Origin of the sequence: Enterococcus lactis, from assembly GCF_015751045.1 — a bacterium.
In the GTDB taxonomy this organism is placed as follows: Bacteria; Bacillota; Bacilli; order Lactobacillales; family Enterococcaceae; genus Enterococcus_B; species Enterococcus_B lactis.
The window spans coordinates 153,487-177,967 of sequence record NZ_BNJW01000004.1 but is presented as its reverse complement, the minus strand read 5'-3'; the positions used below and the strand labels follow the sequence as shown (position 1 = coordinate 177,967).

The following is a 24,481-nucleotide window of genomic DNA, read 5'->3' as shown; positions in this document are numbered from 1 at the left end:
AGCGTTCGTCCTGAGCCAGGATCAAACTCTCATAAAAAGTTCGAACAATCTTGCGATTGTTAAGCTCAATTTGTTTGCTAGCATATTGCTTGCTTGTTAAAAATGTTTGTTGTCTTGAATTGAATCAAGACGCCCTACACATTTGGTTCGTCTTACTTTGTTCAGTTTTCAAAGGTCTACTTCATCGGAAGTGTTTTTCCGATTTATTTTTGGCTGCCGTAGCAACTTTTATATCATATCAGAGCGACAAGTGATTGTCAACTCTTTTTTTAAAAGTTTTTTCGATTTCGTTTTTTCGAAATCTTTCAGCAACTCATTTATCATAACTTGTTGTTTGTTATTTGTCAAGAACTTTTTTGAAGTTTTTTTTCGATAGAATCAAGCTTCGCAAGTTGTTCTTTTTTAACAACTCAGTTATCTTATCATGTCATTATCAACATGTCAATAACTTATTTTTTATTATTTTAAGTTATTGGTGTTCTTTTGAACAAATAATAATATATCAACATCACATACGAAAGTCAATAAGAAAATGCTTATTTATCAACATTTCCAGCTTATATGATCGTTAATTAGTTCTTCTCCTTTTTTTGTTCGTCTTTATAACCTTAAAAAACGAAAAATCCTTTTATTTTCAGTTTAACGTTCATGTTTTTGTCCTATTTATGAGAACCAAATCTCTCACCTTCTAAAATTTTCCTTAACAAAGTGCTGCTTTTATCTATTTCTGCTTTTTTTTGCTAGAATAATAGTAACAATATGACTCTGGAGGATTTATTTATGAAAATTTTGATTGCTGACGATGATAAAGAAATCGTTGAATTATTAAGTATCTATGTTCACAATGAAGGCTATGAAGCAGTAAAGGCATATGATGGGAAAGAAGCATTATCTAAAATCAGAACAATCCCTGATATTGAATTACTTATTTTAGATATCATGATGCCAGAGATGGACGGGATGCAAGTAGTGAAAGAGCTGCGAAAAGAATCTCAAATCCCAATCATTATGCTGACAGCAAAAACTACTGATATGGATAAGATCAAAGGACTGGTGGCTGGTGCAGATGATTATGTAACCAAACCGTTTAATCCATTAGAAGTAATGGCTAGAGTAAAGTCTTTATTACGGCGTACAAAAATGCAGATTGCCCCAGATCAGCCTGATGTATTAGAAGTAAATGCATTAATCATCAATAAAGACTCTCATGAAGTTAAAACAATCGATGGGAAAGAAATCCAGTTAACAGCTTTGGAATTCGGTATCCTCTACTTGCTTGCTAGTCATCCTAATCGAGTATTTAGCGCGGATGAAATTTTTGAGCGTGTTTGGAAACAAGAAAGTATTGTCTCTGCTAAAACTGTCATGGTTCATGTTAGCCATTTAAGAGATAAGATCGAAGAAGCAACTGGTGGTGAAAAAGTCATTCAAACCGTTTGGGGAGTGGGCTATAAAATTGACGCAAGATAGTAAACGAGCAACTGAAAAACGCCGTCGGATCAACTTGACTTCAAAAGAAATCAGCGAATTGTTAGCGGAAGGAATCATCACGATCATCCTTTTACTTCTATTAAATGTTTCTATATTGGTTGTTATCAGTTCGGTAATCAATAGTTCACCTTCTTTGACAAATGCGATTTGGGATTCAAAGAATATTTTTGCGGAACGATTGAACACTGATTTATTTTGGAACGGTCGAAACTTTATTATTCCCTTTTTCTTTCTATTAGATATTGGTGTTTTGTATTGGCGTTTGATTCGAAGATATCGCCAAATGCAATTACGACATATCATCAGTGAACTTCATTACATCGCAAATGGAAATTATGATCATCGTATCCCTTTTGAACTTAGTGGTGACTTAAGCCGAGTTGTAACAAGTATCAATGGATTGGTAGATAGCACAGTAGCAGCGATTGAAGACGAACGTAAAATCGAGAAATCAAAAGATGAATTGATCACAAATGTTAGTCACGATATCCGTACCCCTCTTACTTCTATCATTGGATATCTAGGATTGATAGAAGATGGTCAGTATCACTCAGAAGAAGATCTTTTAAAGTATACACATACCGCTTATATTAAAGCAAAGCAGATGAAATCTTTAGTGGACGACTTATTTGAATACACTAAGGTACGCCAGCCTGCTGTCCCAGTAAATTTTTCTGCCTTTGATATGATCCAGTTGATCGAACAGTTAGCTGCTGATTTTGAGTTGGAAGCTTCTAAAAAAAATATCCAAATACTTGTGCAGTCAAAAGTAGATTCCCTTATCATGGATGGCGATACAGAAAAACTTGTACGTGTCTTCAATAATCTTTTGACGAATGCGTTGAAATATGGAAAAGGAGCTACGAAGATCGTGATCGAAGTAGAACGTGTCGGTTCAGAAGTTGTTGCAACGGTCAAAAATAATGGAGCAATGATCCCACAACAGGCAATCGATAATCTATTCGACCGTTTTTATCGTGTAGAAGAATCTCGGTCACAAGCAACTGGAGGAACTGGGCTTGGTTTAGCAATCGCTCAAAGTATTGTGGCTTTACATGGTGGCTACATTTATGCAAAATCAGATAAGCAATGGACTTCTTTCATCATGCACCTTCCAATCAAGAAAAATGAAAAATTACCTATTGATGCACAGGAAGTTATTGACGAAAGCTGAAATATTCGCTATTCTTATTACAATTATTAGAATAAATGAAAAACACAGAACCCAGTACACTTTATTCTTTTTCAGAGAGCTGATGGCAGGTGCAAATCAGCAAAGGATAATTTGGAAGTTCCAGTTCGTTTACGTGCCCTTTCGAAATAAGAAAGGTCGGTTCAACAGCCGTTATGTGTTCAACAAGTGCAGCTTATGCTGAACTTGGGTGGTACCGCGAATTTCAGACTGATTCGTCCCAAGAATAATGGGATGGATCAGTCTTTTTTTATTTTCAAAAAGGAGGAAAACATATGTTAGATGTAAAAATGATGCGACAAAATATCGAAGAAGTACAAGAAAAACTAATGACTCGGGGCGTTAAAAAAGAAACATTAGCTGAATTCATGGAACTAGATGAAAACCGCCGCAAATTACTAGTCAAAAGTGAAGAATTGAAAAAATATCGAAATGACGTTTCTGCTGAGATCGCTCAATTGAAGCGTGCAAAAGAAGATGCTTCTGCTAAAATCGCTGAAATGAAAGAAGTCGGCGGCAACATCAAGGCATTGGATACCGAAATTGCTGAAGTAGATGAAAAATTGAAACAAATTGCCACTACTTTGCCAAACCTTCCCCATGATTCTGTGCCAGTTGGATCAGATGAAGAGGACAATGTAGAAATCCGTCGTTGGAGCGAACCACGTACATTTGCTTTTGAGCCAAAACCACACTGGGAAATTGCAGAAAATCTTGATATTTTAGACTTTGAACGTGGCGCAAAAGTAGCCGGTAGCCGTTTTGTTTATTATAAAGGGTTGGGCGCTCGATTAGAACGTGCAGTCTACAACTTCATGCTTGATCAGCATATTTACGAACACGGCTATACTGAAATGATTACTCCTTATATCGTCAACAGTAAAGCGATGTTTGGTACAGGACAATTTCCAAAATTCAAAGAAGATGTTTTCCAATTGGAGAATACTGATTTAACATTGATTCCGACAGCTGAAGTCCCATTGACTAACTATTATAATGATGAAATTTTAGATGGTGCGGATTTACCTGTTTATTTCACTGCGCTAAGTCCTGCTTTTCGTTCTGAAGCTGGAAGTGCCGGTCGGGATACTCGAGGACTGATCCGTCTTCACCAATTCAATAAAGTAGAAATGGTCAAATTCTCGGATGCAGAACATTCTTACGAAGAATTGGAAAAAATGACAGCTGATGCAGAAGATATCTTGAAAAAACTGCATTTGCCTTATCGTGTAATGGCCTTATCAACTGGAGACATGGGCTTTTCTGCAGCTAAAACTTATGATTTAGAAGTATGGATTCCTGCACAAGATACTTATCGTGAAATCAGTTCTTGTTCTAACTGTGAAGATTTCCAAGCACGCCGCGCCATGATTCGTTATCGCGATAATGATGGAAAAATCCACTATGCTCATACTTTGAATGGTTCAGGACTTGCGGTTGGCCGTACAGTAGCTGCCATTTTGGAAAACTACCAAAATGAAGATGGTTCTGTCACAGTTCCAGAAGCGCTCGTTCCTTATATGGGTAATCTGAAAGTTATTAAATAAAGAGGTTGTGAAAAAGCTGTCCTGCATCAAGTAATAAGAACTGCCAAACAAAAATAGCTCCTCTGATTTTTCGTTTTGTTGGGCTTATTACCGCAGATGCAAGCTTTTGAACACTGTTTATCAGAGGTTGTGAAAAAGCCGCTTAGTTTCGAGTATTAAGAAAAATTTTGTGAAAATGGCTTTCCACATTTTTGCATAAATTGGACTTAATACCGAGAAACTGGCTTTTGAACACCGTTTACCAAGAGGTCGTGAGCCTGCCGTTCAGCTCCGAGTCACAAGGAACAATTTCAAAAAACAGCTCCTCATGTTTATTGAATATTGTGACTTGTGACCGAGGAATTGGCAGGAGAACACCGTTTACCAAGAAGTCGTAAGCCTGCCGTTTCACTCGAAACCATAAGGAGTAATTTCAAAAAACAGCTCTTCATATTTTATGAATATTGTACTTGTGATTCGGAGTTGGCAAGGAAACATTGTTTATTCAAAAAAAGAGTGGTGACACATGTTGTGTCACCACTCTTTTTTAGTATTTTTAAGATTCAACTGAATAGTTTGGTGCTTCTTTCGTGATTTGTACATCATGAGGGTGTGATTCTTTTAATCCGCTGCCGCTCATTTGGATGAATTGCGCTTCATCACGTAATTGCTGTAAATTGGCTGCCCCAACATAACCCATTCCTGAACGCAAACCGCCGATCATTTGGAAAATAATGTCTGCAACACTTCCTTTGTAAGCAACCCGACCTTCGATTCCTTCTGGTACTAATTTATTTGCTTCATTGACACTACCTTGGAAGTAACGGTCTTTTGAACCTTTCTCCATCGCGCCTAATGAACCCATACCTCGGTATGTTTTGAATCGACGTCCTTGGAAGATTTCGAATTCACCTGGTGATTCATCTGTCCCCGCCAACATGCTGCCTAGCATAACTGCATGTCCGCCGGCAGCTAATGCTTTGACGATGTCACCAGAGTACTTGATTCCTCCGTCTGCAATAATCGCTTTGCCATATTGACGAGCAACTGATGCTGCATCATAGATAGCTGTGAGCTGAGGTACACCTACACCGGCTACCACACGTGTCGTACAAATCGATCCTGGTCCGATACCGACTTTTACGACATCCACCCCTGCATCATATAAAGCTTTTGTCGCTTCAGCCGTCGCAACGTTCCCAGCAATCAATGTTGCATCTGCAAAAGTTGAACGGATTTCTTGGATTTTTCGGATTACACCTGCACTATGTCCATGAGCTGTATCGATGATGATTGCATCTACCCCTGCTTCTAATAAAGCATTCGCACGCTCGAATGTATCGCTTGTTACACCAACAGCTGCTGCTACAAGCAATCGACCATGTTCATCTTTTGCTGCATTTGGAAATTCGATCACTTTCTCGATATCTTTGATCGTGATCAATCCGCTTAAACGACCTTCGTTATCAACGATTGGTAATTTTTCGATTTTATGTTTTTGCAAAATCTTTTCTGCATCTTTTAGAGAGGTACCTACTGGGGCAGTCACTAAGTTGTCTTTTGTCATCACATCAGCAATCGGCATGTGATAATCTGTTACAAAACGCATGTCACGGTTTGTAATGATCCCTACCAATTTTCTATTTTCAAGTGTTTCAACGATTGGCACGCCACTGATACGGTATTTGCTCATCAATTCTTCTGCATCTGCTACAAGATTCTGTGGCGTTAAGAAGAACGGATCAATGATGACGCCACTTTCAGAACGTTTGACTTTTCTTACTTCATCCGCTTGCTGGCTGATCGTCATGTTTTTATGGATTACACCTAATCCGCCTTGTCTTGCCATAGCGATGGCCATCTTGCTGTCGGTAACGGTATCCATACTTGCACTGATGATTGGAATATTCAACTTAATATTTTTAGCTAATTGTACGCTCATATCCACTTCGTTTGGTAACACGTGACTTTCTGCTGGTATCAATAAGACATCATCAAAAGTAAATCCTTTTTTCGTGAACTTTGTTTCCCAGTTGGACATTTTTAGTACCACTCCTCTAATTTAGTTTATCTATTAAAATAATTGATTTTTTCATTTAAGTCAATGATCTACATGGAATCAAATTAGCTTTCTCATAGAATACCAATATAAATCGCTTACATATGTGTATATACTAAAAGAGAGTGCGACAGAAGTGGTTAGCTGATTGAACACCGTTTAGTGGAGAGGTTGTGAAAAAGCTGTTATGCATCAAGTAATAAGAACTGCCAAACAAAAATAGCTCCTCATATTTTTCGTTTGGTTGGGCTTATTACCGCAGATGCAAGCTTTTGAACACCGTTTATTCGAAAAAAGGAGCTGCGACAAGACTTTTGTCACAGCCCCTTACTATTATTTAACTATGGATAAACGGAATGAGGTCCTTTACTACCTCTCAATATTTAGTAAAGCTACTGCTCTGCTTTCTGGTTTATCTTCTTGGAACGGATAAACTTCCAATGATCCCATACTTTTTCTTCAAGTAGTAACGGACGGCTAAAGCAGCTGCTCCGATGATGATAACTACTATCGGATCTAATACTGGATTGATAACTGGCGGCAATAGCGTTGTCGCAGAAAACAGCACGACCCAAAGAAGTGTCGTTCCACCTAGGATAAGCAATGTTTTACCCATTCCTGGTTTCTTGCTTCGATCTGCTCCCGGATATTCATACTGATAGATGTACTTGTACATCATATAAAAGACCCAGCCACCGATTGCAGAACCTAGAACGAGTGTAGAGAAGCCATAAGCTGGCGTTGTTCCACGTGAAAACAATCCGGTAATCGCGATCATGATACTTAATAGACCAAGCAGTAGTAATGTATTATCCAACCACATCAATAAAGGGGTCGATGTATTTTGTATTTCTGCTGGTTTATTGATGATTGCTTCCGTTCTTTCAGAGACTGTCCCGAACAATTGGCGAGCTGTTTTTCCGCCTTTTTGTTCTGCAACTAAAGTAGGCAGAATGTCATGAAGGGCTTTTACTTTTTCTTCTTCAGACAAATTCGCTGCTTCTAAAGATTTTTTCAAATCAAAAATGTACTGTTGATTTCTTTTGGTTAATTTTGTTTCTAAACTATTGTTTTCTTTTACGATTTCTCGTAATTGTTCTGGTTCCATTATCTAATAGTCCTCCTTAGCCGTTCCTTTTCTCAACGGTCGTCACAAAAGACATTCTACCATATTCTACAGCTAGTTTGATAGCCCTTTTACACATTAAAGCGGAATAACATTACGTCGCCGTCTTGTACAACATAATCTTTTCCTTCTAATCGAACACGCCCAGCTTCTTTTGCTGCATGCATGTTTCCATAATGATCCAAGTCTTCAAAAGAGACAGTTTCCGCACGGATAAATCCGCGTTCGAAATCTGAATGGATGATTCCTGCTGCTTGCGGCGCTTTGATTCCTTTTTTGAATGTCCAAGCACGTACTTCTTGTTCCCCAGCAGTAAAGTAAGTAGCTAAGCCTAACAAATCATAAGCGGCACGGATCAACTGATCCAAACCTGATTCTTCGATTCCTAAAGCTTCTAGAAATTCTGCTTTGTCTTCTTCATCTAATTCTGCGATTTCTTCTTCTGCACGAGCACTGACCACGATCACTTCTGCATTTTCTTCTGCCGCAAAGTTGCGCACTTCTTGTACATAATGATTCGCATCTGCATCTGCCACATCATCTTCTGACACATTTGCTACGTAAAGAATTGGTTTTGTCGTCAATAAGAATAGTGATTTAACGATTTTTTGTTCTTCTTCTGTGAATTCGATCGTTCGAGCAGATTTTCCTTCTTCCAGTACAGGTTTGATTTTGTCCAATACAGCTAGCTCTGCCACTGCATCTTTATCTTTGGTTTTAGCAACTTTTGCTACACGAGTATAGCGTTTGTTGATCGATTCCAAGTCTGCTAACACTAGTTCCAAGTTGATTGTATCAATATCTTCTAGTGGATCGACGCGTCCTTCTACGTGAGTGATATTATCATCATCAAAACAGCGGACAACGTGACAAATAGCATCTACTTGGCGGATATGGCTTAAGAATTGATTCCCCAAACCTTCTCCTTTACTAGCGCCTTTTACGATCCCAGCAATATCTGTAAATTCAAAAGTCGTCGGAACAGTTTTTTTCGGATGTACAAGTTCTGTTAAGCGTTGCAAACGCCAGTCAGGTACTTCTACCATCCCTACGTTGGGGTCGATCGTTGCAAAGGGATAGTTTGCTGCTTCTGCTCCTGCTTTTGTGATCGCATTAAACAAAGTTGATTTTCCTACGTTGGGCAACCCAACAATTCCAGCAGTCAATGCCATAAATTTATTCACTCTTTCTCTGCATTTTTTTCAATTACTTTTTTTAATTTCTTTTCAAAATCTCGACGGGTCATCATGACGATATGTCCGCAATTCATACATCTGATTTTGATATCTGCGCCCATTCGAATGACTTCCCAGCGGTTCGTCTGGCAAGCGTGAGGTTTTTTCATTTCAACGATATCGTGCAAGTCGTACATAAAAATAGCCTCCTTTTTGTTTATTCTTCATCAAATTGAATATTCAAGATATCAAGAATTCGTGTCAAATCTTTTTGAGAAAGGTATTCGATCTCAATCTTACCTTTCCCGTTTTTTTCTTGGATAGCTACGCTCGTACCGAATTTATCCATCAAACGATCTTCGCTTTCTCGGATATAATAGGGTTTTTCCTTTGCTAGCCTTGGGATTTTTTTCTTTTCTTTTCCATCGTTTTGATTTAATTCAGAAACGATCTGTTCCAGTTGGCGGACAGTTAAATTTTCAGTTACTGCACGATTGGCTAATTTCAAGATCAATGATTTGTTTTTCAAGCCTAACAGCGTACGAGCTTGTCCCATAGATAAACGTTGATCTTGCACCATTTCCTTAACAAGATCTGGTAAAGAAAGCAAGCGCAAATAATTGGCGATATAAGGTCTGCTCTTTCCTAAACGACTAGCCACTTCTGCTTGTGTCAGTTTCAGATTTTTCATCAGCATTTCATACGCTTCTGCTTCTTCTAATGGATTCAGATCTTCCCGTTGCAGGTTTTCCAACACGGCTACTTGCATCATTGCTTCTTCGTCAAAGTCTCTGACGATAGCAGGGATCGTTTCTTTTTCAGCTAGTTTGGACGCTCGAAAACGTCTTTCCCCTGCGATGATCTCATATCCTTTTACTGCAGAACGGCGTACGATGATTGGTTGGAAGACGCCTGATTGTTCAATAGAATTAGCTAGTTCTTGCAAAGATACTTCTTCAAATGTCTTACGAGGCTGATACGGATTTGGACGCAGCTCATTCAATGGCAACTGGACCACGGTATCATCTTTTACATCCACCGTCTCTAAGTTTTCTAAATCTTGGAACAATGCATCGATTCCTCGGCCTAATCCTTTACTTTTCTTCACGACTTACCACTTCCTTTGCCAATGCTTGGTAGACTTCAGCTCCCCGAGAACGTGGATCGTAGTCGATGATCGGTTTTCCATGACTAGGTGCTTCTGATAAACGAATATTTCTTGGGATGATTGTTTCATAGACTTTTTCGCGGAAGTATTTGCGTACTTCTTCTACGACTTCATTTCCCAGATTTGTTCGTGCATCATACATGGTCAGCAAGACACCTTCTATTTCCAATTCTGGATTGAAGTGCTTTTGGACTAAACGAACCGTATTCAGTAATTGGCTTAATCCTTCCAATGCGTAATATTCACACTGAACAGGTATCAAAATCGAATCACTTGCTGTAAATGAATTGATTGTCAAATGGCCAAGAGAAGGCGGACAGTCGATCAAAATATAATCATACTGGCTGCTGACTTCTGCTAAAGATCCTTTTAATCTTGATTCTCTTGCCATCATTGATGTCAATTCGATCTCTGCTCCTGCTAATTGGAGAGTCGCAGGCACAATACTCAAATTTTCATGTTCAGTGATCAACGTCGCCTCATCAATTGGCAATTCATTGACTAGAACGTCATAGATGTCTTTTGTCACATCGGGTTTTCTGATCCCGACACCACTGGTAGCATTTCCTTGTGCATCCATATCCACTAGCAATACTTTTTTGCCAAGGCTGGCAAGACAAGCACCTAGATTTACCGTCGTCGTTGTTTTGCCGACGCCACCTTTTTGGTTCGCAACAGATATTATTTGTGCCATCTCTTCTCCTCCTATTTGATTGGCTGCTTATTAGGCAGACCGGGCTTTCTTGGGTATTTCTTTGGGGTTATTTTCTTTTTTTGAATGACGATAATATGCCGTTGGTCAGAGACATTCGGCAAGGTAACTGCCTCTTCTTTGAGGAATTTACCACCTAATAAAGCAATCGCTTGTTTTGCTTCTGTCAGTTCCTCTTCACTTTTTGCTGCTTTCAATGCATAAAAATAGCCTTCTTGTTTAGCCAAGGGCAAACACAATTCTGCTAACACATTCAAACGAGCAACTGCACGAGCAGTGACAAGGTCAAATGATGCACGAAATTGAGGATTTTGTCCAAATGTTTCTGCCCGGTCATGATATAAGGAAGCATCGATTCCTAATAATCGAGTTAGTTCAGACAAGAAGGTTATTCGTTTATTCAGAGAATCAACAATCGTTATCTGCAATTCGGGAAAGGCAATTTTTAAAGGTACGCTAGGAAATCCTGCTCCTGAACCGACATCGCATAAAGATAAAGGTTGCGTAAAGTCTACTTCAAATGCTAACGTAAGCGAATCGTAAAAATGCTTCAGGTATACGTCTTTTTCATCCGTAATGGCTGTAAGATTCATTTTTTCGTTCCATTCGACTAATGTCCGATAATAGATAGCAAATTGTTCCATTTGATGATCGGTAAGCTCTATCCCTTTTTCTGCCAAAGATTGGCGAAATTCTTCTGGTATCATAATTATTCCTTTCATTGTGAAACAGCAATTGTTTCACAGATTCTCTCCCTACTTTAACGCAAAATTCCAAGACATGCAATCCTTCCATATGGATTCTTAAAAATTTGAAAAGTAAGAAACGCCGATAGATTTTTTCTTTCTATTATGGCACTCATAAAATACACATAGAAGAGAGAACTAGCTTTGAGCAATTTCTGCAAAAACTGGTTCTCTCTTCTATTTATTATTACGTATTACGCTGGTTCACTGACTTTCGCAATCTTCCCTTGTTCGATATAGACCATTAAGATGCTTAGATCTGCAGGATTTACCCCGCTGATCCGGCTAGCTTGGGCAACTGTTTCTGGTTGGATTTTCTGCAATTTTTGTTTTGCTTCTGTTGCTAATCCGTTGATTGCTGCGTAGTCGATGTTTTCTGGAATCTTTTTCGCTTCCATGCGTTTTAATTTTTCTACTTTTTCCATGGCTTTTTTGATGTAGCCTTCATATTTGATTTGGATTTCTACTTGTTCGATTTCTTTTCGTGTTAATTCTTCATTCTCTGGAATAAACCGTAGAAGATCTGCATAAGTAATCTCAGGGCGTCTTAAAAAGTCGCTTGCTAGTACGCCATCTTTTAGAGGTGCCGCATTAATCGTCGCTAAAAAGGCTTGAACTTCTTCTGTTGGTTTGATCCGTACATTCATCAAACGTTTGATTTCTTGTTCAACTGCTTCTTTTTTCTTCAAATAAGCCTTGTATTGGTCCTCTTTTACTAAGCCCACACGGTGACCCATTTCTGTCAATCGCAAATCTGCATTATCATGACGTAAAAGCAGACGGTATTCAGCACGTGAAGTCAGCAAACGGTAAGGCTCGTTCGTTCCTTTTGTCACCAAATCATCGATCATGACACCGATGTAACCATCACTTCGTTTGATCACTAAAGGCTCTTTTCCTTGAACTTTCAAAGCTGCATTGATACCAGCAATCAGTCCTTGTCCAGCCGCTTCTTCATACCCGCTTGTACCATTTGTTTGTCCAGCTGTATAAAGATTTTCAACGACTTTAGTTTCTAATGTTGGACGGAGTTGGTGTGGTTCTACTACGTCATATTCGATAGCATATCCTGTACGCATCATTTCTACTTTTTCCAAACCGGCGATGGAATGAAGCATGTCGACTTGGACATCTTCTGGTAAAGAAGTAGATAACCCTTGAACATAGACTTCTTCTGTGTTCAAGCCTTCTGGTTCTAAAAATAGTTGGTGACGTGGTTTGTCTGCAAAACGCACAATCTTATCTTCGATGGATGGACAATAGCGAGCGCCTACCCCTTCAACGATCCCTGTAAACATTGGGGCACGATGTAAGTTGTCTCGAATGATTTGGTGAGTCGTCTCACCTGTATAGGTCAGCCAGCAAGATTCCTGATCTAGTTTATAGGCACTATCTGGTGTACTAAAGCTAAAATGATTCGGCTCTTTGTCACCAGGTTGTTCTTCTGTAACAGAATAATCGATTGTACTTGATTTTACTCGAGGCGGTGTTCCTGTTTTGAACCGTTCGATAGCAAAGCCAAGTTCTTTTAGATGATTCGCTAGTCCAATAGAAGGTTGAGAGTTATTCGGACCTGATGAATATTTCAATTCACCGATAATGATTTCTCCGCGAAGTGCTGTTCCGGCTGTAATAACAACTGCTTTTGCCCGGTAGCTCGCTCCTGTGGAAGTCACTACACCATGACAAACACCATCTTCGACGATCAGTTCTTCGACGATTCCTTGTCTTAACGTCAAATTTGGTTCTTTTTCGATTGTATGTTTCATTTCTGTTGAATAAGCATGTTTGTCTGCTTGTGCTCGCAATGCTCGGACAGCTGGACCTTTTCCTGTGTTCAACATACGCATTTGGATATAGGTTTTATCGATATTCTTACCCATTTCTCCACCTAGCGCATCGATTTCTCGAACAACAACGCCTTTAGCTGGTCCGCCTACAGAAGGATTACATGGCATGAATGCTACCATATCCAAATTTATTGTCAGTAATAACGTTTTTGAGCCCATACGTGCAGCAGCAAGTGCAGCTTCTGAACCGGCATGTCCTGCGCCGACAACGATCACGTCATACGCATCTGCTTCATAATGTTTCAATCGTTTGTTCCTCCTTTTATTTTCCTAAACAAAATTGACTGAATAATTGAGTGATCAATTCATCTTGTACACTGTCGCCAACCACTTCTCCTAGATAGTCCCAGCAACGCGTCATATCGATTTGAACGAGATCCACAGGCATTCCTGCATCAATACCTGCAATGACTTCTTCAAGTGACAGAGAAGCTTTTTCTAATAATGCGATATGGCGGGTATTGGAAACATAAGTAGCGTCTCTTTCTCCTGTTTCTCCGCTGAAGAATAAATCAGAAATAGCTGATTCCAAACGATCTAGTCCGTCGTTTTTAGCTACGGAAATTGAAAAAACTGGTTCATTTTCGATCCATTTGTTCAATTTTTCTTGTTCCAACTGTGCTGGCAAATCTGTTTTATTTAGAAGAATGATCCGTTTCAATCCACTTGTCGCTTCCAGTAATTGTTCATCTTCTGCTGTCAGTGGTTCGCTTTGGTTTAGAACAAGTAAGATCAAGTCTGCTTCTGCTAATGCTTTACGGCTTCTTTCGACCCCGATACGTTCCACCACATCTTCTGTTTCCCGAATTCCAGCTGTATCGATTAACTTGAGCGGTACCCCCCGAACATTGACATACTCTTCGATTACATCTCGAGTCGTTCCTGCAATGTCCGTAACGATTGCTTTTTCTTCTCTTAACAAATGGTTTAACAAGCTTGATTTGCCGACATTTGGCCGGCCGATGATCGCCGTACTTAACCCTTCCCGCAGAACCTTTCCTTGCTTGGACGTAGCAAGTAGTGCTTGGATTCTTTGTTGGATCATCTGTGCTTTTTCAAGCAATAACTTCGTAGTCAATTCTTCGACGTCGTCATATTCCGGATAATCAATATTTACTTCTACTTGAGCTAATGTCTCTAAAATCTCTTGTCTCAATGAGCGGATCAAAGCAGACAGATTGCCGTCTAACTGATTAAGGGCTAACCCCATTGCTTTGTCTGTTTTTGCCCGAATCAAATCCATCACAGCTTCTGCCTGTGAAAGGTCAACACGACCATTCAAGAATGCTCGTTTTGTGAATTCGCCTGGCTCAGCTAATCTTGCCCCTTCTCTTAACAATAACTGCAAAATTTGATTGACTACGACGATTCCGCCGTGACAATTGATTTCTACTACATCTTCTCGCGTAAATGTCTTTGGTGCTCTCATCACAGAGACCATGACTTCATCGACTAGCTGATCGCTCTTAGGATCAACGATATGTCCATAATGAATCGTATGGCTTGGTACTTCTGATAGTCGTTTATTCCCAGAATGATAAACTTTATCTGCTAGTTGCACAGCTTGATCGCCACTTAAACGAACGATACTGATTGCCCCTTCTCCAGGCGGGGTAGAAATTGCCGCAATCGTATCAAATTCTAAAGTAATTTCAGCCATTTTTTCACTTCCTTTTTCATTTTGCGCACAAAAAAAGTGCCCACTCCACCCTTTATGCATAATAAACGGTGAACTTCGCACTTTGACTGCTTGTTCTTGATTAAATTCTGGTCATAGGTTATCACACTTGCTATAAGGAATCAAGTGTTTAAAACAAGTTATATGAAGTTGTACCTCACCTGATTCCATTACCTTACATTTAATTGACTTTGGATGTCTCTTTGTGTTCTTTGGTTTATTCGAAGAGAAAATACTGTATAAACAAGGCTTTATCTTTCTTAAAAAAAACGGTACACTAAATGGTAGCGCTGTCTAAACTATACACTTTTGAAAGGAGAAAATATGTGAGCCCGTTCAGATCTGCTGCATTGGAAGAAGAAAGTGATCCTCGGATCAACGATGTTGTTTTATCTACAGGAAATATCAATCAAAAATATATCGTCCGCGATATCGTTTTTGTTGTGGAATGCTTAGAAGCTGATTTGTTTGACCCAGCTTTTCCCAAAGAGGATCTTTTCTTGACAACGAAGAGGAAATTAAAGATGAAGGTTCTTGAATATGGTGCGAATGCGGTGATCAACTGTCATTTTGAGTATCAGCAAAGAAATCGGGATGGAAAGTATTTTCTGGAACTTTTTGCTTATGGAACAGTGATCCAATTTATCCAAACGACGATTGGTTAAATGAAACAGGTACAAAAAAAGCGGAGCAAAACTGAAAACAGTTTCGTTCCGCTTTTTTCTATCAAAGTTAGTGACTACTTCATCGTATACTCTGATAAGAATGATTTCTAGTAAAATATACTTGGTTTGAAAAACTTTGTCAACGTGATTTATTCAAAAAGTAATGGAATCAATAATATTTTTTAGCAGGTTCAACTACTAAGTAACGATAAGGTTCCTCACCTTCCGAATGTGTTTTTACATGTTCATCTTTACTTAATGCAGCATGGATTTGTTTACGTTCAAAGGCAGGCATTGGTTCTAAGAAAACAGGCTGTCCTGTCCGTTTTACTTTTTCAGCCGTGCGATCAGCTAAACGCTGAATGATCTCTTGGCGCTTTTCACGGTAATTGCCTACATTGACCACTACAGATAGCTTATTTCTTGCTAAACGATGGATGAAGACTTGTGCCAGATATTGCAATGCATTCAGCGTTTTTCCATGTTTCCCAATCAGTAACCCTTGCTTTTGTGTTTCTAAATGGAAAACGACCATATTATTGGATTCTCTTTCCATTTTGACAAGAGCTGGAGCATCAAGCTGTTTTGAAATTTCAGTAAGATAGACTGCCAATTCCGTTAAAGCTGCTTCATCCCCTAGCTCACTTACTTCTTCTGTTTTTTCTTCAAGAATCGTTTCGTTGACTACCTCGATCTCAGCTGTTGGTTCTTCTTCTAAAATCTCTTCTACCGTCTGTTCTACTGTTTCAGAAATTTTTTCACTGATACTTGGCTGGATCGAAAGCCGTGCATTTTTTCGGCCCATTCCTAGGAAACCTTTTTTTCCTTCTTCCAGTATTTCGATTTCAACTTGGTCTTTGGCCAAACCCAAATCAGCTAGACCTAGTTGAACAGCTTCATCTATTGTTGCAGCTTCATAAATCGGCATTAGCATTCCCTCCCCTATTATTTCCGTTTTTTCTTAGGATTCATTGCTTTCTTCAATGCACGTTCTCTTTCGCGGATTTTACGTGCTTCTTCTTCCCGTTCTTTTCGAATTTTGAAAGGATTGTTGATCAGCAGCGTTTGTACAACTTGGAAGGCATTGGAAACCACCCAGTATAATGAAAGACCGCTGGCTAAATTGACACCCATCACTAAAATCATTACAGGCATCACGAAATTCATGATCTTCATTGATGCATTCGATTCAATCTGACTCATGCTAGATAAATACGTACTTGCAAAAGTAAAGATTGCTGCTAGAATCGGCAAGATAAATGTTGGATCCGCGTTCCCTAAGTTCAACCATAAGAAATGGCCTTGTTTCAACTCAGGTACACGGGAAATAGATTGCCATAACGCCATCAAGATTGGCATTTGTACCAATAAAGGAAGACAACCAGCATATGGATTGACTCCATTTTCCGCATATAAACGCTGTTGCTCTTCTCTTAATTTACTTTGTGTTTCTGGGTCTCTTGAACTATATTGTTGCTGCAGTGCTTTTAATTTCGGTTGTAATTCTTGTGTCTTGCGCATGCTCTTTGTTTGGAAATGCATCAGCGGCAACAAGATCACACGGATGATCAATGTAAATAAAATGATCCCTATCCCTGCATTACCAAATGACAACGCCTTGATCGCCTCAGCAAAGTAATAAACAATATAACGATCCCAAATTCCTGTACTTTGTGCGCTGACTTCCCCAGTTCCGCAACCGGATAAGACGATGACCAAACTAACGATACCGGCCATCAAAAGTAAACGTTTGTATTTCTTCACTTACTCTTTTCCTCTCTGTCGATTATTTTTGCAAGTTTTAAGACGTGGACTAAATTGGAGCGAACCTCATCATAAGTCAGCCCCTTCACACTTGGTCTAGCAATCACAATAAAATCCAACTCCGGATCAATCTCTTCTTTTATAGAATAAACTGCTGCTCGGATTTTTCGTTTGACTTCATTGCGGCTTACTGCGTTGCCGACCTTTTTTCCTACAGATAAACCAACTCGAAAATGAGGCTGTCCCGGTTTTTTCAAACGGTAAACGACGAATTTGCGGTTAGCAAAAGAATCTCCCGTATGAAACACGGCTTGAAACTCTCGTTCTTTTTTTACTCGATACGCTTTTCTCATTAGTTTTCTTTCCTTTTCTATCTCTCACTTACGCTCATAATCATACCATAATTACGATTGTCCTTTCATCATTTCCCTAAAAAAGAGTATAAAAAAAACCACTGAAACCCCAGTGGCCTAAGCTGAAAGAACTTTTCTTCCTTTACGACGACGGCTAGCTAACACACGACGTCCATTTTTAGTACTCATACGTTTACGGAATCCGTGAACTTTTTGACGTTTACGTTTATTTGGTTGGTATGTTCTTTTCATATATTCCACCTCCAAAATGTTCTTATCTATTTTATAAACACAGACATACTTTGATAGTATAACGACAAAGTAGTGATTTTGTCAATATAAAATAGAAGATCGATTGTCAAAACTTATCCACAAGATTATTTTTTTCTATGGGAATCCCATGTGGAAAAAGTTATGCACAGGAATTATCCACAAATAATAACGAGGCACTTTTACACAGAAAACACACGTGTAAAAAAAGTAATCCACAACTAGGCATTTTTCTGTGCATTTCGTCCCTAAACTATTGATAAATATATATTTGTTATCCACAGGTATAGGAGGAAATCTAGTGATTTTTACGAGTTGTCCACCTGTGCATTAGTGGTGTGGAAAACTTTTTTTGACAGCTGTGTTTTTCTCTTTTTTTTATTTGTCGATTATGTGGATAATTGTAATTAAAAAATTTTTTTCTTCGGTTTCTGTGGAAAACTATTGAAAAAAATGCTAAATTAGTACTAGTTATTCACTTTTTAATGAAGGAGGAGGCCTTATATGGTATCCCTCGATGCTTTATGGAATGAATTAAAAGCAACATACCAAAAGGATTTATCGCCTGCTAGCTATAATACATGGATTGAAACAGCGAACCCTCGAACTCTTGATCAAAACCAGCTCGTTGTTGAGGTTCCTAGCAAGATTCATAAAGAATATTGGGAAAAAAACCTGGCAACAAAAATCGTTGAAGTCGGTTATATGCTATCAGGAAATGAGATTATCCCTCGCTTTATTACTGGCGAAGAAGCAGAGCAAGAAGAAGTTGTAGAAGAGAAAAATCCAAAAGTTGCGGCACCTAGTCCGCTAAAAAAAGCCATGCTGAATCCTAAATATACCTTTGATACGTTTGTCATTGGTAAAGGAAACCAGATGGCTCATGCAGCAGCGCTCGTTGTAGCAGAAGATCCAGGTTCTATTTATAACCCGCTCTTCTTTTATGGAGGCGTAGGACTTGGCAAGACTCACTTGATGCATGCAATCGGTCATCAAATGCTGCAAAGTCAGCCTAATGCCAAAGTAAAATATGTAAGCAGTGAAACTTTTGCTAATGATTTCATCAATTCGATCCAAAACAAAACAGCAGAAGAATTCCGTCAAGAATATCGAAATGTTGATTTACTATTAGTAGATGATATTCAATTTTTCGCAGAAAAAGAAGCTACGCAAGAGGAGTTTTTCCATACTTTCAATGCCTTGTACAATGAAGGTAAACAAATCGTTCTAACCAGTGATCGGTTGCCAAACGAGATTCCGAAATTACAAGAACGCCTTGTTTCTCGCTTTGCATGGGGGCTGTCTGTTGATATTACGCCACCGGACCTTGAAACAAGAACAGCGATTTTGCGTAAAAAAGCAGCAGCTGAACGTCTAGAGATCCCAGATGACACGCTGAGCTATATCGCAGGTCAAATTGATTCTAATATTCGTGAATTAGAAGGGGCACTTGTTCGAGTACAGGCTTTTGCTGCAATGAATAGTGAAGATATTTCGACTAGTCTAGCTGCAGATGCGCTGAAAACGTTAAAATCAGGAAAAGGACATCCTCAATTGTCGATTTTGCAGATCCAAGAAGAAGTGGCAAAGTATTATCACATCCAATTGAAAGATCTCAAAGGAAAGAAACGCGTCAAATCTATTGTTGTTCCTAGACAAATCGCTATGTACTTGGCACGTGAGCTCACAGATAATTCATTACCGAAAATTGGAGCTGAATTCGGCGGCAAGGATCATACAACGGTTATCCATGCCCATGAGAAGATCCAGCAGCTGATGGATTCTAGTGTCAGCATGCAAAATGAAGTATCAGAAATCAAAAACTTTTTACTAAATTAATTTGTCGATTCTACCAACTGAAAATAGCATGTGGATAAAAGAAAAAAACAAGCAAAAGTTATACACACTTTTTCCACAGCTGTTTTTTCGTTTCTCTCTTGCGTTTTTTGAGTTTTCCACAGAATCAACATGCCCTATTACTTTTATTATTCTTTTTAACTAATAATAAATAAACAAACATTCAAAGGAGATACATCATGAAAGTTACTTTAAATCGAGCTAGCTTTATGCAGGAATTGCAAACTGTTCAACGAGCTATTTCAAGCAAAACCACTATCCCTATTTTGACAGGTGTAAAAATCACACTGACACAAGAAGGTTTGACTTTGACGGGGAGCAACGCTGATATATCAATTGAAACTTTTTTGTCTGTTGAAAACGAAAAAGCAAATATGCAAATCGAATCTACCGGATCAATTGTTTTACAAGCTCGTTTCTTTAGCGAAATCATTCGAAGACTTCCTGAAGAAACATTTACTTTAGAAGTATTAGAAAATAAACAAGTAGCGATCACTTCTGGAAAAGCGAATTTTATCGTGAATGGATTAGATGCAGATAATTATCCTCATCTTCCTGTTGTCGAAAGCCACAACCAGATGAAATTACCAGTACACGTATTGACTAAACTAATCAACGAAACAGTTTTTGCTGTGTCGCAGCATGAGAGTCGTCCGATCTTGACGGGTGTGCATTTTATTTTATCTGATCATTCTTTATTAGCTGTAGCTACTGACTCTCACCGTCTAAGTCAACGCGTGATCCCAGTAGAACAAACGGCTGATCATTTTGATATTGTTATTCCTGGGAAAAGTTTGATCGAATTGTCTCGCTCACTGACAAATGAAGAAGAAATCGTCGAAATCAGCATTATGGAAAACCAAGTCTTGTTCAAAACGGAAACAATGTATTTCTATTCCCGCTTGTTAGAAGGAAACTATCCTGATACCAATCGTTTGATCCCATCAAGCTTTAATACAGAGGTCGAATTTTCTGTTCCTAGTTTTCTAGCGGCAATCGAACGTGCTTCTTTACTTTCTCATGAAGGCCGCAACAATATCGTTCGTTTATCCATCCGTCCAGATGCGGTTGTTTTATACGGAAATTCTCCAGAAATCGGGAAAGTAGAAGAAAGCTTGAGCTATACAGCAAGCAGTGGCGATCCATTGGAGATTTCTTTCAACCCGGATTATATGAAAGCAGCGTTGCGTGCATTTGGAGATATGAGTATCAAGGTAAAATTTATTTCCGCTATTCGACCATTCACGTTGGAACCAACGGAAGATGGCGTTCAATTTATCCAATTGATCACTCCTGTACGTACAAATTAACAAAGATTTTCAAAGATATTGAAAATTTAATTGAAAAGAATTAGAAAAAATAAAATTTAAACAGAAGGCCCTAAAATCTCTTTTAAGGCTTTCTGTTTATTTTTGTTTAAATCACCTTTTTTAGATTAAATCGTCTTATATGGAAAAATATATGGATAAATTTGTTTTATTGCGGAAAAAAAGGTATAATAGAGTATACTTTTAATAATGAAAATGAGGGATGGACATTGAAACAACAAGTCATTCTAAATACGGAATTCATGACGTTGGGTCAAATGCTGAAAGAAGCCACCGTTATCGGTAGTGGCGGACAAGCAAAATGGTATTTGGCAGAAAACACTGTGTTAGTCGATGGCGAGCCGGAAAATCGTCGTGGACGCAAGCTTTATCCCGGTATGATGGTTGAAGTTCCAGAAGTAGGAACTTTTTTTATGGTAAAAAAAGGAAACGACGATAATGAGGCTGAATAAGCTGTATTTAAAAAATTATCGAAATTACGAAGAGCTGAACATCGAATTTTCCAAGAATCTGGTCATTTTTTTAGGTGAAAATGCGCAGGGAAAAACGAATCTTTTGGAAAGTATCTATGTATTGGCTATGACGCGAAGCCATCGGACAAGTAGTGAGCAGGAATTGATTGGTTGGAATGACGATCAGGCAATGATCCAAGGAGAGATCACAAAAGGTTCATCCACTCTCCCATTAGAAATCTTATTATCTAAAAAAGGCCGAAAAACCAAGATCAACCATATCGAACAAAAAAAGTTAAGTACTTACGTGGGACAAATGAATGTCATTTTATTTGCACCAGAGGATCTTTCGTTAGTAAAAGGCAGCCCGCAGATCAGGCGGAAATTTTTAGATATGGAATTAGGTCAGATCAATCCAATCTATCTTTATGATCTTGTCCAATACCAAGCGATTTTGAAGCAAAGAAACCAGTACTTGAAGCAACTGAATGAAAAAAAACAAACTGATTTGCTTTATTTGGATATTTTGTCCGAACAACTAGCAGCGTTTGGCAGCAAAGTATTGAAAGCAAGAGCACAGTTTATCAAGCGATTGGAGTTTTGGGCTAATTCTTTACATCAGCAAATCACACATCACAAAGAGCAGTTGGAAATCGAGTATCTCACCGCAGTCGATTCTTTAGAAACACATACGCAAGAACAAATCCAAGAACAATTTCTCGCACTTTTGAATCAAAATAAAAAGAAAGACCTTTTTCGGGGAACGACGACAGTTGGTCCTCATCGTGACGATCTTTCCTTTTTTATTAATCAGAAAAACGTGCAGACTTATGGATCGCAAGGACAGCAAAGAACGACTGCTCTAAGTGTCAAATTAGCAGAAATCGATTTGATCAAAGAAGAGACAGGGGAATACCCGATCCTATTATTAGATGATGTGATGAGCGAGCTGGATGATAATCGTCAGCTCCATCTGCTGGAAACAATCGAAGGAAAAGTTCAAACGTTCTTAACAACGACGACACTTGACCATGTAAAAAATAAAATGACTGTTGAACCTGAGATTTTTTATGTTCGACAAGGGAAACTAAAAGGAGAAGAAACTGAATGACAGAAGAAAGAAGTTTAGTAGAACGCGCTAAAGAATATGATGCCAGTCAGATTCAAGTACTTGAAGGACTTGAAGCCGTTCGTAAACGACCTGGTATGTATATCGGTTCGACTAGTTCTGAAGGTCTGCATCACCTTGTTTGGGAAATCGTCGATAATTCGATCGATGAAGTATTAGCAGGTTTTGCAACAAAAATCCATGTGATTATAGAAAAAGACAACAGTATCACTGTTATTGACGATGGACGGGGGATACCAGTGGATATCCAAGCAAAAACCGGACGTCCTGCAGTTGAAACGGTCTTTACTGTTTTACATGCTGGAGGAAAATTCGGCGGTGGCGGGTACAAAGTTTCCGGTGGTCTTCATGGAGTGGGATCTTCCGTCGTAAACGCACTTTCTACGCAACTTGATGTCAAAGTATACAAAGAAGGAAATGTGTACTATCAAGAGTATCGTCGTGGAGCTGTAGTGGACGACTTAAAGATCATTGAACAAACGGATCGCCATGGAACAACGGTTCACTTTACGCCAGATCCTGAAATTTTTACAGAGACAACTGAGTTTGATTTTTCAAAATTGGCTACCCGAATCCGTGAACTAGCTTTCTTGAACCGCGGGATGCGTATTTCGATTGAGGACAAAAGAGAAGAAGAACCAGTCATCAATGAATACCATTACGATGGCGGGATCAAAAGTTATGTCGAATACTTGAATGCAAACAAAACCGTGATTTTCCCAGAACCTGTATATTTGGAAGGTGAGCAGCAAGATATCGCAGTTGAAGTCTCTATGCAATATACAGACGGCTACCATTCCAATATCATGAGTTTTGCCAACAATATCCATACGTATGAAGGCGGAACACATGAATCAGGATTCAAGACTGCATTAACTCGGGTGATCAATGATTATGCCCGAAAACAAAAGCTGATGAAAGAAAATGATGACAACTTGACTGGTGAAGACGTGCGAGAAGGATTGACAGCTGTTATTTCTATTAAGCATCCTGACCCTCAATTCGAAGGACAAACAAAAACAAAATTGGGCAATTCCGAAGTACGGACAGTCACTGATCGGTTATTTAGCGAGCATTTCATGAAATTCTTGCTGGAAAATCCAAGTGTGGGCCGTCAAATCGTTGAAAAAGGATTATTAGCTTCCAGAGCTCGTCTAGCAGCGAAACGTGCGCGTGAAGTAACGAGACGTAAAGGTGCTTTAGAGATCAGTAATCTGCCAGGAAAATTAGCAGACTGCTCTAGCAACGATCCTGAAAAATGCGAATTGTTCATCGTCGAAGGAGATTCGGCCGGCGGATCAGCTAAGCAAGGTCGTAATCGAGAATTTCAAGCCATCTTGCCTATTCGTGGGAAAATCTTGAATGTTGAAAAAGCAAGCATGGACAAGATCTTGGCAAATGAAGAGATTCGGTCTTTATTTACTGCTATGGGTACAGGGTTTGGAGAAGATTTCGATGTATCGAAAGCTCGTTATCATAAATTAGTGATCATGACTGATGCCGATGTCGATGGTGCACATATCCGTACATTGCTGCTGACTCTTTTTTACCGTTACATGCGTCCAATTGTTGAAGCTGGTTATGTCTATATTGCTCAGCCACCTTTATACGGGGTAAAACAAGGGAAGAATATCACGTATGTACAACCAGGAAAGAATGCAGAAGAAGAGTTGAAACAAGTCGTTGCTTCACTTCCTGCCTCACCAAAACCAAGTGTTCAGCGGTATAAAGGACTTGGAGAAATGGATGATCATCAACTATGGGAAACAACTATGGACCCAAGTAATCGAATGATGGCCCGCGTCAGCGTGGATGATGCTATCGCGGCAGACCAGATATTTGAAATGTTGATGGGGGATCGAGTAGAACCTCGTCGTGCATTCATCGAGGAAAATGCACATTACGTGAAGAACTTAGATATTTAATCATGAAGGAGGAAA

Annotated in this window: 22 protein-coding genes and 1 other annotated feature; of the genes, 9 read left to right on the top strand and 13 right to left on the bottom strand. The window is 39.1% G+C overall.

The features are described 5' to 3' along the window. The first annotated feature begins 780 nt into the window (after positions 1-780). From croR to serS, 3 genes are all read left to right on the top strand, one after another. Entirely contained in the window at positions 781-1,470 is a 690-nt protein-coding gene (gene croR, locus KFO35_RS03750) for a response regulator transcription factor CroR (protein ID WP_002295268.1), read from the top strand. Further along, positions 1,457-2,665, top strand: coding sequence for a sensor histidine kinase (locus tag KFO35_RS03745; RefSeq protein WP_002309915.1), 1,209 nt, complete (start codon positions 1,457-1,459; stop codon positions 2,663-2,665). The genes croR and KFO35_RS03745 overlap by 14 nt, the downstream gene beginning before the upstream one ends. Positions 2,666-2,703: 38 nt before the next feature. Next, positions 2,704-2,909: a binding site (T-box leader), on the top strand. Between the two features lie 49 nt (positions 2,910-2,958). Continuing rightward, the gene (serS, locus tag KFO35_RS03740) at positions 2,959-4,230 is read left to right on the top strand and encodes a serine--tRNA ligase (RefSeq protein WP_002315470.1); all 1,272 of its coding nucleotides are present in this window, start codon (positions 2,959-2,961) and stop codon (positions 4,228-4,230) included. A 535-nt stretch (positions 4,231-4,765) separates the two neighbouring features. Here the strand turns inward: serS and guaB are convergent. From guaB to mnmE, 9 genes are all read right to left on the bottom strand, one after another. After that, entirely contained in the window at positions 4,766-6,250 is a 1,485-nt protein-coding gene (guaB, locus tag KFO35_RS03735; RefSeq protein ID WP_002315471.1) for an IMP dehydrogenase, read from the bottom strand. Between the two features lie 430 nt (positions 6,251-6,680). Then, a complete protein-coding gene (locus KFO35_RS03730) occupies positions 6,681-7,376 on the bottom strand; it encodes a DUF1129 domain-containing protein (protein WP_002293104.1) in 696 nt (231 codons plus the stop codon). 89 nt (positions 7,377-7,465) lie between these two features. Further along, entirely contained in the window at positions 7,466-8,566 is a 1,101-nt protein-coding gene (gene ychF, locus KFO35_RS03725) for a redox-regulated ATPase YchF (RefSeq protein WP_002293105.1), read from the bottom strand. 8 nt (positions 8,567-8,574) lie between these two features. Continuing rightward, complete coding sequence (locus KFO35_RS03720) at positions 8,575-8,766, bottom strand: DUF951 domain-containing protein (protein WP_002293106.1); 192 nt, start codon at positions 8,764-8,766, stop codon at positions 8,575-8,577. A 20-nt stretch (positions 8,767-8,786) separates the two neighbouring features. Next, positions 8,787-9,677 carry a ParB/RepB/Spo0J family partition protein gene (locus KFO35_RS03715; protein WP_002293107.1) on the bottom strand — a complete coding sequence of 297 codons (891 nt, stop codon included), beginning with the start codon at positions 9,675-9,677 and terminating at the stop codon, positions 8,787-8,789. Continuing rightward, positions 9,664-10,431 carry a ParA family protein gene (locus tag KFO35_RS03710; RefSeq protein ID WP_002293108.1) on the bottom strand — a complete coding sequence of 256 codons (768 nt, stop codon included), beginning with the start codon at positions 10,429-10,431 and terminating at the stop codon, positions 9,664-9,666. Before KFO35_RS03710 ends, KFO35_RS03715 begins: the two co-directional genes overlap by 14 nt. Before the next feature lie 11 nt (positions 10,432-10,442). Next, positions 10,443-11,156, bottom strand: a complete 714-nt coding sequence (rsmG, locus tag KFO35_RS03705; protein WP_002293109.1) for a 16S rRNA (guanine(527)-N(7))-methyltransferase RsmG — start codon at positions 11,154-11,156, stop codon at positions 10,443-10,445. A gap of 233 nt (positions 11,157-11,389) precedes the next feature. Continuing rightward, positions 11,390-13,291: a tRNA uridine-5-carboxymethylaminomethyl(34) synthesis enzyme MnmG gene (gene mnmG / locus KFO35_RS03700; protein WP_156272363.1), complete on the bottom strand. Its 1,902-nt coding sequence runs from the start codon at positions 13,289-13,291 to the stop codon at positions 11,390-11,392. 16 nt (positions 13,292-13,307) lie between these two features. Beyond that, positions 13,308-14,705, bottom strand: coding sequence for a tRNA uridine-5-carboxymethylaminomethyl(34) synthesis GTPase MnmE (gene mnmE, locus KFO35_RS03695; RefSeq protein ID WP_002315472.1), 1,398 nt, complete (start codon positions 14,703-14,705; stop codon positions 13,308-13,310). Between the two features lie 299 nt (positions 14,706-15,004). Here mnmE and KFO35_RS03690 point away from each other — a divergent pair, with 299 nt between their 5' ends. After that, the gene (locus tag KFO35_RS03690) at positions 15,005-15,388 is read left to right on the top strand and encodes a hypothetical protein (protein WP_002315473.1); all 384 of its coding nucleotides are present in this window, start codon (positions 15,005-15,007) and stop codon (positions 15,386-15,388) included. A 169-nt stretch (positions 15,389-15,557) separates the two neighbouring features. Here KFO35_RS03690 and jag read toward each other — a convergent pair whose 3' ends face one another. The 4 genes from jag to rpmH form a co-directional block, all read right to left on the bottom strand. Continuing rightward, a complete protein-coding gene (gene jag / locus KFO35_RS03685; RefSeq protein ID WP_002293118.1) occupies positions 15,558-16,316 on the bottom strand; it encodes an RNA-binding cell elongation regulator Jag/EloR in 759 nt (252 codons plus the stop codon). A 17-nt stretch (positions 16,317-16,333) separates the two neighbouring features. Then, positions 16,334-17,152 (bottom strand): YidC/Oxa1 family membrane protein insertase, encoded by an 819-nt coding sequence (locus KFO35_RS03680; protein WP_002309900.1) that lies wholly within the window; start codon positions 17,150-17,152, stop codon positions 16,334-16,336. Next, a complete protein-coding gene (gene rnpA, locus KFO35_RS03675; RefSeq protein WP_002293120.1) occupies positions 17,149-17,505 on the bottom strand; it encodes a ribonuclease P protein component in 357 nt (118 codons plus the stop codon). The genes KFO35_RS03680 and rnpA overlap by 4 nt, the downstream gene beginning before the upstream one ends. A gap of 117 nt (positions 17,506-17,622) precedes the next feature. After that, a complete protein-coding gene (gene rpmH, locus KFO35_RS03670; protein ID WP_002293121.1) occupies positions 17,623-17,757 on the bottom strand; it encodes a 50S ribosomal protein L34 in 135 nt (44 codons plus the stop codon). A gap of 522 nt (positions 17,758-18,279) precedes the next feature. Here rpmH and dnaA point away from each other — a divergent pair. From dnaA to gyrB, 5 genes are all read left to right on the top strand, one after another. Continuing rightward, positions 18,280-19,614: a chromosomal replication initiator protein DnaA gene (gene dnaA / locus KFO35_RS03665; protein ID WP_002293122.1), complete on the top strand. Its 1,335-nt coding sequence runs from the start codon at positions 18,280-18,282 to the stop codon at positions 19,612-19,614. Positions 19,615-19,811: 197 nt separating this feature from the next. Then, positions 19,812-20,942, top strand: a complete 1,131-nt coding sequence (gene dnaN, locus KFO35_RS03660; protein WP_002293124.1) for a DNA polymerase III subunit beta — start codon at positions 19,812-19,814, stop codon at positions 20,940-20,942. 227 nt (positions 20,943-21,169) lie between these two features. Beyond that, positions 21,170-21,412 (top strand): S4 domain-containing protein YaaA, encoded by a 243-nt coding sequence (gene yaaA, locus KFO35_RS03655; RefSeq protein ID WP_002293125.1) that lies wholly within the window; start codon positions 21,170-21,172, stop codon positions 21,410-21,412. Continuing rightward, positions 21,399-22,523, top strand: a complete 1,125-nt coding sequence (recF, locus tag KFO35_RS03650) for a DNA replication/repair protein RecF (protein WP_002293126.1) — start codon at positions 21,399-21,401, stop codon at positions 22,521-22,523. Before yaaA ends, recF begins: the two co-directional genes overlap by 14 nt. Then, a complete protein-coding gene (gene gyrB, locus KFO35_RS03645; RefSeq protein WP_002288364.1) occupies positions 22,520-24,466 on the top strand; it encodes a DNA topoisomerase (ATP-hydrolyzing) subunit B in 1,947 nt (648 codons plus the stop codon). Before recF ends, gyrB begins: the two co-directional genes overlap by 4 nt. Positions 24,467-24,481 lie beyond the last annotated feature (15 nt).